The sequence below is a fragment of the Pseudomonas sp. AC463 genome (assembly GCF_979253585.1).
In genome coordinates, this window is sequence record NZ_CEEDDZ010000008.1 from 139039 (window position 1) to 153720 (window position 14682).

General features: G+C 59.5%; 13 protein-coding genes. 3 read left to right on the forward strand and 10 right to left on the reverse strand.

Going from position 1 to position 14682, the window contains the following annotated elements:
* Positions 1–44 precede the first annotated feature (44 nt).
* Complete coding sequence (locus AC0IYH_RS12340; protein ID WP_116629944.1) at positions 45–305, reverse strand: hypothetical protein; 261 nt, start codon at positions 303–305, stop codon at positions 45–47.
* Positions 306–473: 168 nt separating this feature from the next.
* On the opposite strand from AC0IYH_RS12340, the gene AC0IYH_RS12345 reads away from it, so the two are divergent.
* Positions 474–647, forward strand: a complete 174-nt coding sequence (locus AC0IYH_RS12345; RefSeq protein ID WP_163821449.1) for a hypothetical protein — start codon at positions 474–476, stop codon at positions 645–647.
* 2 nt (positions 648–649) lie between these two features.
* The gene (locus tag AC0IYH_RS12350) at positions 650–1975 is read left to right on the forward strand and encodes a sigma-54 dependent transcriptional regulator (RefSeq protein ID WP_471834551.1); all 1326 of its coding nucleotides are present in this window, start codon (positions 650–652) and stop codon (positions 1973–1975) included.
* A 120-nt stretch (positions 1976–2095) separates the two neighbouring features.
* Here the strand turns inward: AC0IYH_RS12350 and AC0IYH_RS12355 are convergent, their stop codons facing one another.
* From AC0IYH_RS12355 to AC0IYH_RS12390, 8 genes are all read right to left on the reverse strand, one after another.
* Complete coding sequence (locus tag AC0IYH_RS12355) at positions 2096–3400, reverse strand: transporter (protein ID WP_122773872.1); 1305 nt, start codon at positions 3398–3400, stop codon at positions 2096–2098.
* Between the two features lie 50 nt (positions 3401–3450).
* Positions 3451–4200 (reverse strand): hypothetical protein, encoded by a 750-nt coding sequence (locus AC0IYH_RS12360; protein ID WP_122773873.1) that lies wholly within the window; start codon positions 4198–4200, stop codon positions 3451–3453.
* A 37-nt stretch (positions 4201–4237) separates the two neighbouring features.
* Positions 4238–4915 (reverse strand): C39 family peptidase, encoded by a 678-nt coding sequence (locus AC0IYH_RS12365; protein WP_116629940.1) that lies wholly within the window; start codon positions 4913–4915, stop codon positions 4238–4240.
* A gap of 63 nt (positions 4916–4978) precedes the next feature.
* Positions 4979–5713, reverse strand: coding sequence for a heme utilization protein (locus AC0IYH_RS12370; RefSeq protein ID WP_471834553.1), 735 nt, complete (start codon positions 5711–5713; stop codon positions 4979–4981).
* A gap of 67 nt (positions 5714–5780) precedes the next feature.
* Positions 5781–6344: an adhesin gene (locus AC0IYH_RS12375; RefSeq protein ID WP_116629938.1), complete on the reverse strand. Its 564-nt coding sequence runs from the start codon at positions 6342–6344 to the stop codon at positions 5781–5783.
* Position 6345: 1 nt separating this feature from the next.
* Positions 6346–6789 carry a hypothetical protein gene (locus tag AC0IYH_RS12380; RefSeq protein WP_177411982.1) on the reverse strand — a complete coding sequence of 148 codons (444 nt, stop codon included), beginning with the start codon at positions 6787–6789 and terminating at the stop codon, positions 6346–6348.
* A 327-nt stretch (positions 6790–7116) separates the two neighbouring features.
* Positions 7117–8112, reverse strand: coding sequence for a FecR family protein (locus AC0IYH_RS12385; protein WP_116629936.1), 996 nt, complete (start codon positions 8110–8112; stop codon positions 7117–7119).
* 127 nt (positions 8113–8239) lie between these two features.
* The gene (locus tag AC0IYH_RS12390; RefSeq protein WP_471834556.1) at positions 8240–13108 is read right to left on the reverse strand and encodes a dermonecrotic toxin domain-containing protein; all 4869 of its coding nucleotides are present in this window, start codon (positions 13106–13108) and stop codon (positions 8240–8242) included.
* 180 nt (positions 13109–13288) lie between these two features.
* Between AC0IYH_RS12390 and AC0IYH_RS12395 the strand changes: the two genes are divergently transcribed.
* Positions 13289–14323, forward strand: coding sequence for an Ldh family oxidoreductase (locus AC0IYH_RS12395; protein ID WP_122773876.1), 1035 nt, complete (start codon positions 13289–13291; stop codon positions 14321–14323).
* A 33-nt stretch (positions 14324–14356) separates the two neighbouring features.
* Here the strand turns inward: AC0IYH_RS12395 and AC0IYH_RS12400 are convergent, their stop codons facing one another.
* Entirely contained in the window at positions 14357–14677 is a 321-nt protein-coding gene (locus tag AC0IYH_RS12400; protein WP_017528517.1) for an ElaB/YgaM/YqjD family protein, read from the reverse strand.
* Positions 14678–14682: the final 5 nt, after the last annotated feature.

Below are 14682 nucleotides of genomic sequence, written 5' to 3' on the forward strand. Positions count from 1 at the left end.
ACTTCCGAACACTGTTTACAGTGATCGGAAGTTTGCGCGTGGGTTTATTTCGGCATTACCCAGGATTGCAACTGGTGGCCATCTTTATCGAGTTCGGCGCGGGCTTGCAACAGCAAGTCTTCCAACTGCGCCGGGTCGGTATAGGCACTCGACGACAGTTGTTTGCTGCCGATGCGGGTATTGGTGCGGTCGATGACGCTCAGGCTGAGGGCGCCATTGCCATCGTGCCAGGCCACGCACTGAAAGGGCTGGAAAGCACGGTCTGCGATCAAAAGAGCTTCGTTGATGCGGAGCGGGGCGTTCATGTGGGTCTTCTCTCTCATTGCCCATTCAAGTGAGTGCCGGTGGTTGGGCTGACCATGCGGCGGGTTACTTGTACTGATGCACGATGACCGGGTACGGGTCACATGTTAGTGCGAAATATTTTAACTTTCCCTGATTAAAGTCATGTAAGCGGCTGTTTTGAAAGCTGAATGAAAGTTTCCACGGGGCGCAACTTTTTTGCCGAAAATGCGGAGAAGTGGCTTTTTGCCCGCACTTATAGCGAAACGGTACAAGCGCCGCGTCAAGACCTTGCTAGTGTTAGCGCCAGGCGTCACAAACCGTTGTTTATTAATAAATTTAACAATTTTGACGCCAAGGAATAGTCATGATTGTTACACCCGTGCAGCGTCGTTTGCTTGTGGTCGATCCCTGTGACGACTGCCATGGGCTATTGCCCGGCTTGCGCACCGCTGGGTGGGAGGTAGACAGCTGCGCCCTGGAGACCGTGGGTGAACGCACCTGCGACGTGGGCCTGCTGCGCTTGCAGCCGTTTCACCTTGAACGCCCCGAAGCGGTCAAGGAACTGATCGGTCGCAGCGGCACCGAGTGGATCGCGGTGCTTAGCCAGGACGTACTGCGCCTGCAGAACGTCGGTGATTTTGTCTGTGAATGGTTCTTCGATTTCCACACCTTGCCCTTCGACGTCGCCCGCGTGCAGGTCACCCTCGGCCGTGCATTCGGTATGGCGCGCTTGCGCGGCAAGGGCTACACGCAAGTCGACGAGCCCGAGCACGAGCTGCTGGGGGACAGTCGACCGATCCGTGAGCTGCGTAAATTGTTATCCAAGTTGGCGCCGACCGAATCCCCGGTATTGATTCGCGGCGACAGCGGCACCGGCAAAGAGCTGGTGGCCAAGACCCTGCATCGCCAATCCCAGCGGCATGCCAAGCCATTTGTGGCGATCAATTGCGGGGCGATCCCGGAGCACTTGATTCAATCCGAATTGTTCGGCCATGAGAAGGGCGCGTTCACCGGGGCGCATCAGCGCAAGGTCGGGCGTATCGAGGCGGCCAATGGCGGCACGCTGTTCCTGGATGAAATCGGCGATTTGCCGATGGAACTGCAGGCCAACCTGCTGCGTTTTCTTCAGGAGAAACAGATCGAGCGGGTCGGCGGTAGCCAGCCGATTCCGGTGGATGTGCGCGTATTGGCGGCAACGCACGTCGACCTTGAGGCTGCGGTGCAGAAGGGCACATTCCGTGAGGATCTGTATTACCGGCTCAATGTCCTGCAAGTGGCGACCGCACCCTTGCGCGAACGCCATGGTGACGTGGCGATGCTGGCCAACCATTTTTCACGCTTCTACAGCCAGGAAACCGGCCGACGCCCGCGCAGCTTCAGCGAAGAGGCCCTGGGCGCCATGGGGCAACACCCGTGGCCGGGCAATGTGCGCGAGTTGGCCAACCGGGTGCGCCGAGGCCTGGTGCTTGCCGAAGGGCGTCAGATCGAGGCCGTTGATCTGGGATTGCAGGTCGAACAGGCAATTTCGCAACCCATGGCTACACTGGAAGACTATAAGCACCGCGCCGAGCGCCAGGCGTTGTGCGATGTGCTCAACCGGCACAGCGATAACCTGAGTGTCGCGGCCCGCGTGCTGGGGGTTTCCCGGCCGACGTTCTACCGGTTGCTGCACAAACACCAGATCCGCTAGGGCGGGTAAACCGAAAAGCCCCGCAACGACCCTTATCGTTGCGGGGCTTTTCCTTTTGGGTTGCAACTGGGCGTGTTGTGGCGAAGGAGCTTGCTCTCTCGTCACATGGTCACTGCTTAATCAAAAGTAGTACGGGAATTTCAGGCTGAACGTAAAGTCCGGCGCGTCATCCGTCATACCGATCGCCAGGTTCGGCACGATGGTCAGGTTCTCGGATGCCGCAATCGTCATGCCCACGTTGAAATACCCGGCGTTGCCATCGCTGGAGACCACCGATTGCCAGTCGCCGCCATCCGGCTTGAGCTTGCTCTTGCGCTGTATCAGGTCGGACACCGAGAACGACATACTCATTTTCTCGTTGAGGGCGAAGGCTACGCCGACGCCGACCTGGAAGCTGTCGCCGAGGCTGACCTTGCCGCCGACTTTCTGGTTGGCGTTGGAGCTGATGTCGTCGAATGAGTCTTCGAAGTTGTGGGTGTAAGACAACGAGCCGAACAGCACGGCAGGGTCGAAGGTCTTGACCAGGGAAATGCCCGGGGTGACCGACCAGACGCCGTTACCCGTGGGCAGGCTTTCCGGCACGAACAGGTTGTCGTTGTTCGGTGAGCCGATCAGCTTGATGCCGTAGGGTTCTTTGCCGGTCGGGGCCTTGACCCGTACCGATACCACGGCATCGGGCAGGGTGTCGGTTTCGTCGAGGAATTTGTACGCCACGCCGAAGTTGACGTCGCCGATGGTCGGGTCGCGGGTCACCGAGGCTTCCGAGGTGGTGGTGCCGCTGTTGTTGGCGCCGCCCGACTGGTAAGTGGACTCGCGGTACACCACCGGCACGTTTATATCGAACTGCCAGCGGTTATCCAGGTTGTAGCGACCGGTGAGGTCCAGGGTCCAGTTATCCGCCTTGATCCGGTCGAGGTTGATATTGCCGAGGAAGATCGAATCCAGCGCGAGAAAACCGTTGAGGGTCAACTGGCGTGCGTCATAACGGGCATAGGTAATGCCGGTTTCAAAACTGAACTTGCCATCGCCGAAAAAGCCGCTGGCCTCGTTGTACAAGTTGCTGACGCTTTGCGCCGGGGCCGAATCATCCTTGAGGCTTTGCCCATAGGAGCTGCCGCCGCCGGCACCGCCTGACGCTGCTGCGGCGCCCACACCCGGCGCGCCGGCCACGGTGGTGCCTTTGTTGAAGTCGGCAGGGGACTTGGCGAGGCGCTTGGGCGCCGGCGTTGCCGGTTGGTCTTCGACCTGGCGTACCCGTTGTTCCAATACCGCCAGTGCCTTTTGTTGCACTTCGTAGCGTTGCTTGAGCTCCAGGAGTTCGCGTTTGAGCGTTTCAATATCGGCGTCCGGCGCGGCATACAGCATGGTCGCAGGCAGGAGCGTACTTAAACAAACTACGGCACGTAACGATAAAGATCGATGCATGAAGTAAGCCGTCCCTTTTTTAATACGTAAGTGTCGTGGCTCAGCGTAGTTCAATAACCGATAGTGCGTAGGCCTTTGAGTTGGTCGAGGTTGAGGTTCTGCGTGATGTTGTTCAGGCCGTTATTGCCCATCACCACGTTGAGCTGCGTCAGGTTGTTGATGAGGTTGCTGTTGCCCTGGATAACCGTGCCTTGCAGCACATTGCCGCCGCCGATTTGCTGCACGACATTGCCTTGGTTGTTATTGGCCAGAAGCGACATTTGCAGCCCGCCATTCTTGGCCGAGACGGTGACTTGGCCTGCGGCCGTGCTGCCGGTAATCGGCTGGCCGGCGACCAGCGCCTGCCCTGACTGCGCGTAGTTGGCCGGGGCCAGGCCGTTTTTGGTCACGTTGATGTCGACTGCGTTGTTGGCCGTATTGCCGTCACCGGCGGCGCGCACGCTTTGGGTCACGCCTTGGCCGGTGCCCAGGCCGTTACCGCCTACGACGGTGCCGGTGCCGGTGGGTTGGTTGATGCTGCCGTTCCCGTCGTTACCGGTGATCGTTACGTAAAACTGCGGGGTGACGGTGGTTTTGTCGATGGTCATGTTGGCGCTGCCTGTGACGGAGGCGCCGGCGGAGTTGGTCCAGGTGCTGCTCATGACAATGCCGAAACTGATGATTCGCCCAGGCATCACAAAGCGCCCGCGCAGATCGGCCATTTCCGAATCCTTGAGTTCTACAGGCTTGAAGGCCGATGACGCGTAAGCGGGCATTGAGGCTGCCAGGCACATGACCGTCAGCCAACGGTAAGTGTTCATCATCTGCTCCTGGAGCGTCCTGCTCCTTATTGCGCTTCTAGAAGAAGTCGCTCTGGATGAAACCGAAGTCCATCAGTTCGCTGTCACGCACCGGGCTGAACTCGTTCAGCTGGTTCTTGGCGGTCAACGGCGTGGGCGGGGAGAGCAGGGCGTTGGTCTTGTCGTAGCCTTCACCCAATACGGCAAACACAATGCCGTTCCAGCCCTTGATGAAATCGTCCTTTGTGTAGCGCTTGTGGCCCAGCACGGGGTCGCCGATATAGACCCAGTCCTTGTCGGCGCGCTGCAACACCACGAAGTGCTTGTAGCCGCGGATCTCCAACAGCACCACAACGGGTACTTTGACGGTGATCAGTACTTCCTGCGTAATCCGATAACCCTTGGCCCGCATGCCGATGCTTTCCAGGTAGCGCTTCATGTCGAGCATCGAGAAGCCCTGGGTGCGCACCAGATCCTGGTCGGCGTTGACCAGCATGCCTTTGATCACGTGTTCTTCATCCACATCCATCCAATACGCTTGGCGCAGGATGGTGGCCAGTGCGGCGGCGCCACAGCTGAAATCGGTTTTCTGTTCCACTAGGTTGGAGAACTTGCGTTCGCGGATGCTTTCGACCTTCTTGTAGATCAACCCACCATTGGGCATGACCACGGCCATTTGCCCTGCCCAGGTCGGGCCGGTGAGTGCTAGCAGAAGGAAGGCGGCAACGAGGCGCATGATCGTATGACCTGTTGGACACTGGAATGAAAAAAGGGCCTTGTTGCCAAGGCCCTGTCAGGATCAGAAGCGAGTGGTGGATTGCACGACTACGTTGTTCTGACCTTGGTTGTTGCTACCCGACAGCACGTTGGAGTTCGACACCCCGGAGCTGAAGTTCATCGAGTTGTTTACGCTGGCGTTGTTGGTCACAGGCTTGGTGTTCCAGCCATGGCCGCTGCTCAGGTTGAGGGTCAGGTTGCCGGACACGTCCTGCACGCCGTTGACGGTTGCGGCGCCGCCGGAGCCATCTTTGTTAGCCTGGATCACAGTGCTGTTGCTGCCTTGGTTGGAGGTGCCCGCGGCGGCGTTCAGCTGGATGATGCCCGACGCGTGGTTGCCGCTGTCGTTGAGCGAGGCGTTGTTTTTGGTGCCGCTGTTGATCACCAGGTTGCCGTAGTTCTGCTGCGCGGAGTTCACGGTAGCGAACACGAAATCAGCATCGGCAGACTGTACAACCACGTCGTTCTTGCCTTGGTTGTTGTCGCCGCTCAGCACGTTGCCGTTGGCAATGCCGCTGATGTTGTTGTACGACTCGTTAGCCGAAGCGTTGTTTTTGGTTTTGTCATTGAGCACCACGTTGCCATGGTTGCTTTGACCGTCGTTAGACGTAGCGCTGGCAGTAGTCGGCGCAGGGGTCGGGGTTGGGGTTGGGTAGCCGCTACCGCCACCACCGCCGCCGCTACCAGCTTGAGCAGCAACAGCCATGAGCGCAGCGAGAGCGAAAGCCAGTGGTTTGAGAGCCGTTGTAGGTTTCATGGTGTTTCTCCTTGCTTCTATTTAGTTGGTTAAGTGTCGGTACGGTCTAGCTATCGACCCAGCTCCATCAGTTGAGTCGTAAGTTCAGGGTGTTAGCCACTCGGTTCCCCACCCCGGCGCTCTGGGTGACCTGTACCACTCCACGGCTGCCGGTGAAGGCCTGGTCGCTGGTAACGACCTGGCGGCTGCCAGTGGTAGGGGTCGGCCCTGAGTCTGTTGCAAGCGCAACGTTCTGTTGCGACATGACACTGTCATCGATGCTCTGCGGCCCAGCGTTGATGCTGATTCGCACGGCATTGATTGATTGGTTCTGGGCCCCGGCGGACTGGTTGATGCTCAGTACACCGTTGCCATTGCTGAATGAGTTGCCCTGGATGGCCGCTTTGGCGTTCAGGGAGCGGTCGGCGGGCGCGCCGCTGATGCGCTGGGTGACATTGATGTTCGCCTGGGCGTTATGGCCCACGGCGATGGCGACGTTATTGCTCAACTGTTGCTGGTCACCGGCGGCCTGGTTGACGGTGACCACGCCGTTGTACTGTTTGCCCGAGTTACTGATAGTTGCGTTGTTGTCGCTGTCGGCCATTGCGACGTTGCAGCTCAACAGTGCCAGAAGGATCCAGGAACGGTTCATGTCAACGCCCCCCAACCATGCTGCCGATGGTATTGAGCGGCGCAAGGCCGCGGGACACCGCGCCATTGACCGTACCGGAAAGGCTGCTGCCACCGACGTGGCTGGCTGCGCCGCCTGCGCCAAGGCCGACACCGCCACCGTTATTGTCGAAACCGGGGAGGGTGCCACCAGGCAGCACGGTGCGCGTGATGCTGGCACCGCTGCTGATGCCGGCAATATCGTTGTCGTTCAGTTCATTGGTGGCACGGAAGATTTGCGCGGAAGGGTTGGCATTGGCAGTCGTGGGGCTTGGGTCGGAGCCGGCGGTGCGGCCCCACATGTGGCCACGCACAGCCCGCTCGATCACGATCACGCCATCGTCGGCAAAGCTCGGAGCACTGATGCCTGCGCTGAGTGCACAGCTGATCAACAGTACGTTCATCGAACCTTGAGTGAGTGTGATCACGGCGGCATTCCTTATTCTTCGCGCTGACCCTAAACAGCGCTGTAAGGGATAGAGCAGAAGGCGTGCCGCTTTTGATTTATTGTTGTGATTCAACAGGTTGGGGTTGTAGGTGGGCGAGATGAGGTCAGTGCTGTTTCATGGCTGATACAGCGACCGTTTCGTCCAATGCTCGGCGCCATACCACAAACGTTTCACCTGGGTGTATCAGCGCTGTAACACCGCCCGTGACAAAACCGTGAATCCGCTCGGGGCGGGCGCTTCAGGCCAGGCAGGTGTTTCAAAAATGGACACCGCAGGCGTGAGCAAGCCCCAGCCTGCGGGCAAGGCTCAGCCTTTGGGGGTTTTACGCGGGATGGCGTTGAGTACGGGGTTGCCGTCCTGGTTCTGGGTCAGGTAGACCGGTAAAACCTTGGGCAGGGAGGGGACGAGGTTGTTGACCTCATTGATGTTGTAGATGCCGCCGATGCGAATCGCGCCGGTGCTGGCGTCGGCCAGCATCACCGGTTTGTTCAGGTAGCGGTTGATCAGCGGCAACGCATCGGCCAGGGCCAGGTTGTCGAGGACCAGCTTGCCCTGGCGCCAGGCAAGGGCGCTGTCATTGGGGTTGATCGCCTGTACGCGAGGCGTGGCATCGCCCTGTTGATAGCTCGCCTGCATGCCGGGCGTCATGGGCACGCTGCCGTGCACCTGGTCGCTGGCGATCTGTACCGAGCCTTCAAGCAGCATGACCCGCACCTGGTCTTCGTACTTCCACACGTTGAACTGGGTGCCCGTGACCCGCACCTGGCCGGCGCCGGCATGCACGATGAACGGATGGGCGCTGTCATGGCTGACCTTGAAGAAGGCCTCGCCTTTTTTCAGCGTGACCCGGCGCTGATCCTTGTAGTTGCTATAGACCAGTTCGGTGCCGAGGTTGAGTTCCACCTGGCTGCCGTCACTCAAGGTGATCTGACGCAAACCGGTGTCGGCCTGGAAGCGCTCATAGGAACTCGGCAACCAGCCGGCTTCCCAGCCGGTAAAGGCGGCAAGCGGCAAGGCCGCCAGGCAAATCGCCGCCGCTACCGCATAGCGACGCACGCGGCTGCGGGGTTTGAACGGCACCACCACGGCGCTGGTTTCGTGGCGGGGCAGGTGGTCGGCGACGTCCCAGATTTCCAGCATCGCTGCGTATTCAAACGCGTGCAGCGGGTGGGCATCATGCCATTGCGTAAAAGCCTGACGTTCACCGCTGGTGCAATCACCCGCGTGCAGGCGCATGCACCAATGCGCGGCGGCGTCGGTGATGGCGTCATATTCGGCTTCTGAAAGGGACTTTTCGCTCATTGACTCATCCTGATTTCGCACATTCTAACCTCCCCATGCGGATGGCGAGAACAGCGGTCATGGCAATTGCCCATCAATTGGCATTTATTCTCGTTTGAGGCACTGGGAAATTGAGCAAAGGCCCCGCTCAGGCGCCCGGGTCCAGTTCGCGGCCGAGCACACTGATCAAGTAGGTGACAGAGTCGGCATTGGCCAGGATCGTGTCGATACGCTTGTCTATGTCGGTCATGAAGGTGTGTCGGGCCTGCGCAAGGGTCAGGGCGCCGGTGGTACTCAGGACTTTAGCCTCAAGCTCTTTGGTTGATTCGTCGGTGCCGAAGTCCTCCCATTTGTTCGTGGCGTCGTTTAATGTTCTGAACAGCTGCCCGGCGGGCGTGAGGGTAGACAACGCAGTACGACGCACGTCGGCAAGTGTTTTCTTCATCTTCGTTGTGCCTTTGACTTTGACGTTAAGCAGGTCGTGGAACGGCCGCATGCTTTCCAGATACGCCAAGTCGACTGTCGAGGAATTTATGTGCGATATTTCGTGAATGAATGTGGTCCCCCGTGCGTGCTGGGAGAGGTTGAACGGCTGGCTCAAACGGTTTTCATACACGTCTATCTGCGGGTCGAAGAAGCGATCCATCAGGTAGATTTTCTTCCCTGTGTCTCCTGGTATCGCGAAGGCAAACGTGTCGTGAGGCCGGGCGCGTTGAGTGCCGGCAACAATACGCATTGAGTTGGGACCGGTCAGTGTGGGGTCGGTCAACCCATCAAGGACTTCGTCGACCCGCTTCTCGATTCTTTGCATTTGATCGGAGGTGGGCGCGGCAACGTCGAAGAAATCTTTGACAAAGTGCGCCAAACGGCTCTTAGGACCAGGCACTGCCGCGTAGTGGCGCAGATTGAGTTTGCAGTTGACCGTATAGTACGTGGCGACATTTATCGCTTCTACAACGCACGATGCTTTCCAGCTGCAGAGCGCCCTCATGTTCTCCAAGCCCACCGCTTCGACATTGATGAAGCTTTTTATATCTCTGCGAATCTGACGCGATTTGGCGGCTTTGCTCGATGCCAGTCCGAAGTTTACATAACGGCCACGAAGGTCCAGCTCCCATTGCCCTTGGGCGTTGTGTTGCAGAAAAGGGCCGTCTGATTTGTCTTGGCTCAGGTGCCAGCGTCCCCCGTTTTCTTTCACCGGGTAGACCTTGCCCGCCAACGGCACGAAATGCCGGGTGCCGGTCTTGTCCCGGTAAAGTTGTGTCGACGTACTTTTGGTCAGGTCCGCCAAGGCGGTGTCGTGGCTTTCGAAGACTTGCAGCTGTGTGCGCTCGGGGCCTGTCAGGTCCAGATCGGCCAGCGTCGGGGTGGTGGGTCCTGGCGCTTGCTGCGGTTCTTCCTGCGTGACGTCTACGTCTGCTTCTGGCTCCGGCACTGGCTCTGAGGGCAGTACGGTGTCCAATTCGTTGCGTAAGTAGGCCAATTGCGCCACGCCGCCGATAAAACTCTTGAGCGCGTGTTGCCAGCGGTGTTGCTGCAAGTCTTCAGCGGAGTTTTTGAACAACTGGTAGCTGCGCCATACCACCAGCGGGTAGGCCAGTTTGCCGGCGATAAACTGCAACCCTTTGAGGATCCCTTGGCTGAACACGTTGGTGACTGCATTCCAGCGTTCCTTGCCCCCTTCGGAAAACTGGCAGGCCAGCATTCGGAGCAGCATCTCGCTATTGTCCTCAAACAGCTGCTTGAACAGGTTACCGGCGATAGGGTGGGCACCCAGGCTGATCTCCGGGTTGTCGCGGGTTTTTTGTTGGCTCAGCAAATTGCGGTAGGTAGCTTGATGGGGGGCTTCCAACTGGCAGGTAACCCAGGCCTGCAGCGCGCCGGGGGTGATGAACTCATTGATTAGCGCCTGTTCGTTCGCGTATTCGGTCAATAAGTGTTGAGGACTGTACGGCGCGTACAGGACCAGAGGGCCGGCCGTATCATCCTTTGGGCCAATGAGGTAACAGCCCAGGGCCTTGGCCAGCGTTGCACCCTTGGTGGCGATCAATTCAAGAGGCCGAATGGTCGCCGTCGCACCGTCCACGATTTTACGTGCCGTCGCATCCGGCATATCAAAGACTTGCTTGACCAGGCTCCATGCCGAGTCCGACAGGCGATCATCGAGTTTTTGTTGATGGGCGAACTGCAGTATTTGCCAGGGCAGTTGCCGACAGAAAAAACGGCGGCGCTCGCGCGTATCCTCACCCTTGCCTTTGAGGTGAGTGTTCACAAGCTTCTCGTAAATGCCGTTCAAGTCCAGTTGCCGAAGCAGTTGCACCACCGCGGTGCCGTCCAGTGTCGCGGGCAATGGGGTCGTCGTTTGCGATTTAGGGTGGATATCCTCGGCGCGTAATTGAGCTAAATGCCGCATGGCGAAGTCCGGCAGGCTCAGCGTGTTGCCCTTCAGGTTGATACGACCGGGTATCAGTACGTCATTCGGATCGATCACGTCCCCCGGGAAGCGCGCAGTGAGCAGGGGCGACAGGGCGTTCACCACCTGCTCGCGCATCGGCGTAATACCGTGCAGGTAGTCGCGTTCGTCCGGTGCGCTGATGCGGTACTGCTCCAGCAGTTCGGCGTGCAGGACCTGCTCTTGCGGCCGGGCCATGCCAAGCCATGCCGGGAGTGCCTGCTGGTGGGTGATGGTGCGTGCGATGGCAATGGCCCTCGGCAGGTTGGTCGGCGGCGGCCGCTGGATCAATCTGCCCATCCATTCTTGAAGGCGTGTCTTGCTCAATTTCATTGCCTGCACGTGCTCAATTTCGTCACGGACGAAGTCGCTATAGGTCTGCTGGCGGTCGTCCAGCAAATGGTCGTCGATCCGTCGCAATGGGCCGAGCTGGAAGGACTGATGGGGGGTACGTTTGGACGCCCGCAGATTTTCCGTCAGGGACCAGCGCGCCTCGGGGTCCAGTAGGCGTTTTGCCAGCGCTTCACGCAAGGCCATGATCGATGCAAATGGTTCATAGCCTTGACTGGGGGTCCATAGCACCGCCGTTCCTGAGTGAGTGACGTCCGTGCCACCGCGTTCGGTCAGTACAAAACAATTGGCCAGGGCGTGGGGGGTAGTGTCCGCGCCCACTATTACGCTCAAGCCAAAAGCATCCGGTATAAAGCCGTTCAGGCTGTGGCGCTTGAGCCGGGTCATGCCGTCGGCGTGCAGCGCGCTGTCCAGCAATGCGAGGGCATCGGCCGGAAAACTCTTGTACAGGCGTCTCAGTTGCGCCTCACCGATCAGCCCCTGCAACATCGCCTGGCTCAAGTGCGCCTGGTTCTTGTCCAGCAGCAATGTCGGCAGCGTGCTCAGGTTGTCGAGGGTAATAGTGGGGGGGCTGCCAACCGGTTTCATGGCTTCCACGATCGATTGCAGCCGCTTGAGCTGCAGTTTGGCTTTTTCAGCCTGGACTGTGGTGGGCTGGCCATCGCCGCTGGTGATGGGGCGGACGGTCCAGCGCCCGTCTGTATTTTGCTCCAGCAGGCGACTGTCGAGCATGGCGCGTACATCCAGGGCGCTGTCGAGCAGCGCGCCGAGGTCGATGCTGCCTTCGCTGCGACGATAAAGCCCCAGTGCATAGTCGAGGTTGGCGGACTGCTTGGCCATAATGTCTTCGAGCATTGCCTTGACGACATCGCCGTCGACAGGCGTGCCGGTCACCTGTATCTGATCCATGCTCACAAATACACTGCGTTCATCCAGAGACAGGAAATTAAACAACTCATCTTCATAACCCGCGCTTTTGAGCATGGTCAGCAGTGCGTCTTTAAGGTCTTCCAGGTTGGTGAGCACCTGTAACCCGCGCGATTGGGTATAGAGGTATGCGTGGGAATTGCTGATCATCAACGTGCTGGCCAGGTCGACGTGATGTTGAAAGGGCGCGTCAACCCTGACCTTCTCGACCTTGAAGTGGTGGTTGTCGATATCACCTTCGGCCTTGTCCGCCAGGATTTTGCCACGTAATGCCCGGGTTTCATCGGCGCTAAGAATCGAGTCCTGGTGCTTGAACAGCAGGTCGGCGCGGAACTTGTCACGCAGCGCCTGGGCAAAAAACTGCAAGCGCGACCGACCGGCAGTGACGTCTTCATTCCAGTAGGTCTTCAGCAGGCTGTTCAATAACTTCGAGAGCGTCCCGCTGGTTTGTTCGACCACGCTGTCCCAGCGTTGCTGGTCCTCGGCCAGCTGTTCCCGGTTGAACCCGCGGGTGTCGTGAGCGGCGTTGGTGTAGGTGCGGGTTTGATCGGCCGGCCAGTCTTGCTCGATATAAAAACGCAACAGTACGTCGCGTAAGGTCTCGGAGGCGATCCAGTGATCCTTCTCGCCAGCTGAGGCACGACGGAACGTATTGACGCGTGTTTCGCCTTGGTTCAGCCCCGGGAAATAGGAGCGCGACAGGATGCCCAGCAACGTGTCGAGCATCGTATTCAGGCTGGGGAGTTTGCGTAACTCGCCAAGCATTGTTGCTACGTTCTTGCGCTGGGCTGTCAGGATGGCGTTTTCCTGGTCCTCTATGACCTGGCCCTGAATGACCGAGGTGGTCACGCTCAGTAGGGCGTTGGGTGGCAGCGCGTCACGTTCGTCGATAGACACAAACTGTAGCAGTTCAGTACGCTGGCTCGGCTGCGTGAGGCGCGAGCTCACTTCAGCGAGCAGGGTGGCGCGGCTGTCGAACAGTTCAAGGCCGCCGTAGGGGGTATAGAGCACAGCTTTTGCTTTGTCGGGCGTAGCGCTCATCATGAAGGTACCCGCCAACGGCAGCGCGGGTTGGCCGCTGAGGTTGACCAGCAATCTTTCCACGCACATGGGGTAGCCGCGTATCGTCGAGTCGCTGCGTGCCGCGTCAGTGGCGCGGTACACGGTGTACAGCCATTCAAGATCCTTCACCGTGAAGCCCAATTCCCGCTCTCGTGGGGTCGGCCCCCGGCGGCTGCCCGGCAGAAGAAACTCTTGAAAATAATAGGGGGGGGTGACGCTCGTCATGCTGCGTTCTCCATCGTTGCGGCGGTTGGAAGGCCCCAAGTTAGGTAGTGGTACAGCGCACGTGGCGGTAGATAAATGGTGCCGATCCAAAGCGCCCGTTGACAGCAGGCACGGGCGGCGTTGTTTAATCGACGGTCTGGATTCTTGTTGTCTCTTCCAATTATAAAATCGGAGCTACAGATGTCAGCCCAGTCCCCGATAGTTGAACGTGCTACAGCGCTCATTGGTTTCAACGACCTGGTGGGGTTGCTGCACAGCGTATTTGTGAAGCACGGCACCTCGCCCGAGGTGGCCGCGATCCTGGCGCACAATTGCGCCAGCGCCGAACGCGACGGCGCCCATAGCCACGGGATCTTCCGCATCCCCGGTTACCTCAGCACCCTGGCCAGCGGCTGGGTGGATGGCAAGGCTACGCCTGTGGTCACGGATGTAGCGTCAGGCTTTGTGCGCGTGGACGCCGGCAACGGCTTTGCCCAACCGGCCCTCGAGGCGGCGCGTGCGCTGCTGGTGGCCAAGGCCCGCAGCGCCGGGATTGCCTTGCTGGCGATCCATAATTCCCATCACTTTGCCGCGCTGTGGCCGGATGTCGAACCCTTCGCCGAAGAAGGGTTGGTGGCACTGAGCGTAGTCAACAGCATGACCTGCGTGGTGCCCCATGGCGCCGATCGGCCCCTGTTCGGCACCAACCCGATCGCCTTCGCCGCCCCGCGTGCCGATGGCGCGCCGATTGTCTTCGACCTGGCCACCAGCGCGATTGCCCACGGCGACGTGCAGATCGCCGCGCGCAAGGGCGAGCGCCTGCCGCCCGGCATGGGCGTGGACAGCCTCGGCCAGCCCACCACCGACCCCAAGGCCGTGCTGGAAGGCGGCGCGCTGCTGCCATTTGGCGGGCACAAGGGGTCGGCGTTGTCGATGATGGTCGAACTGCTGGCGGCAGCCTTGACCGGCGGCAACTTTTCTTTCGAGTTCAATTGGGCCGATCACCCCGGTGCGCGTACGCCCTGGACCGGGCAGTTGCTGATCCTGATCGACCCGAGCAAAACCGCCGGCCAAAGCTTTGCCGAGCGCAGCCAGGAACTGGTGCGGCAGATGCATGCGGCGGGGTTGCGGCGGTTGCCGGGGGATCGGCGCCATCGCACACGGGCGAAGTCGCAGGAAGTCGGGATTGAGATTGAAGCCAAGGATCTTCGGCAGTTGCAGGCACTGGCGGGGTAAAACGGGCTGCGCACGCGGCGCAGCCCCGTTGTATCAGTTGCGGCGACCCAGCAGCAGGCCAACCACCAGGCCGAAGCCTGCGGAAATGGCCACGGTCTGCCACGGGTGGCCACCGATGTAGGTTTCGGTGGCATCCACCACCGGCTTGCTGCGTTCGCGCACGTTGGACACCGAATCCAGGGCTTGCTTGAGCTTGATCGCAACCTGCTCACGCAGGGTTTCACCTTCCTCGCCCACCAGGGAGGCGCTGCTTTTGAGCAGTTTGTCCGACTCTTCGATCAGCGCGGTGAGTTCGCTGAAGGCTTGATCCTTGATTTGTTCTTCGACGGCTTGGGCGGCAGTTTTGCGGGCCATGGGTG

Bases quoted from the DNA above. Each gene is read 5' to 3' on its own strand.
- AC0IYH_RS12340 (WP_116629944.1), bottom strand. From the start codon at position 305: ATGAACGCCCCGCTCCGCATCAACGAAGCTCTTTTGATCGCAGACCGT.
- AC0IYH_RS12345 (WP_163821449.1), top strand. From the start codon at position 474: ATGAAAGTTTCCACGGGGCGCAACTTTTTTGCCGAAAATGCGGAGAAG.
- AC0IYH_RS12350 (WP_471834551.1), top strand. From the start codon at position 650: ATGATTGTTACACCCGTGCAGCGTCGTTTGCTTGTGGTCGATCCCTGT.
- AC0IYH_RS12355 (WP_122773872.1), bottom strand. From the start codon at position 3,400: ATGCATCGATCTTTATCGTTACGTGCCGTAGTTTGTTTAAGTACGCTC.
- AC0IYH_RS12360 (WP_122773873.1), bottom strand. From the start codon at position 4,200: ATGAACACTTACCGTTGGCTGACGGTCATGTGCCTGGCAGCCTCAATG.
- AC0IYH_RS12365 (WP_116629940.1), bottom strand. From the start codon at position 4,915: ATGCGCCTCGTTGCCGCCTTCCTTCTGCTAGCACTCACCGGCCCGACC.
- AC0IYH_RS12370 (WP_471834553.1), bottom strand. From the start codon at position 5,713: ATGAAACCTACAACGGCTCTCAAACCACTGGCTTTCGCTCTCGCTGCG.
- AC0IYH_RS12375 (WP_116629938.1), bottom strand. From the start codon at position 6,344: ATGAACCGTTCCTGGATCCTTCTGGCACTGTTGAGCTGCAACGTCGCA.
- AC0IYH_RS12385 (WP_116629936.1), bottom strand. From the start codon at position 8,112: ATGAGCGAAAAGTCCCTTTCAGAAGCCGAATATGACGCCATCACCGAC.
- AC0IYH_RS12390 (WP_471834556.1), bottom strand. From the start codon at position 13,108: ATGACGAGCGTCACCCCCCCCTATTATTTTCAAGAGTTTCTTCTGCCG.
- AC0IYH_RS12395 (WP_122773876.1), top strand. From the start codon at position 13,289: ATGTCAGCCCAGTCCCCGATAGTTGAACGTGCTACAGCGCTCATTGGT.
- AC0IYH_RS12400 (WP_017528517.1), bottom strand. From the start codon at position 14,677: ATGGCCCGCAAAACTGCCGCCCAAGCCGTCGAAGAACAAATCAAGGAT.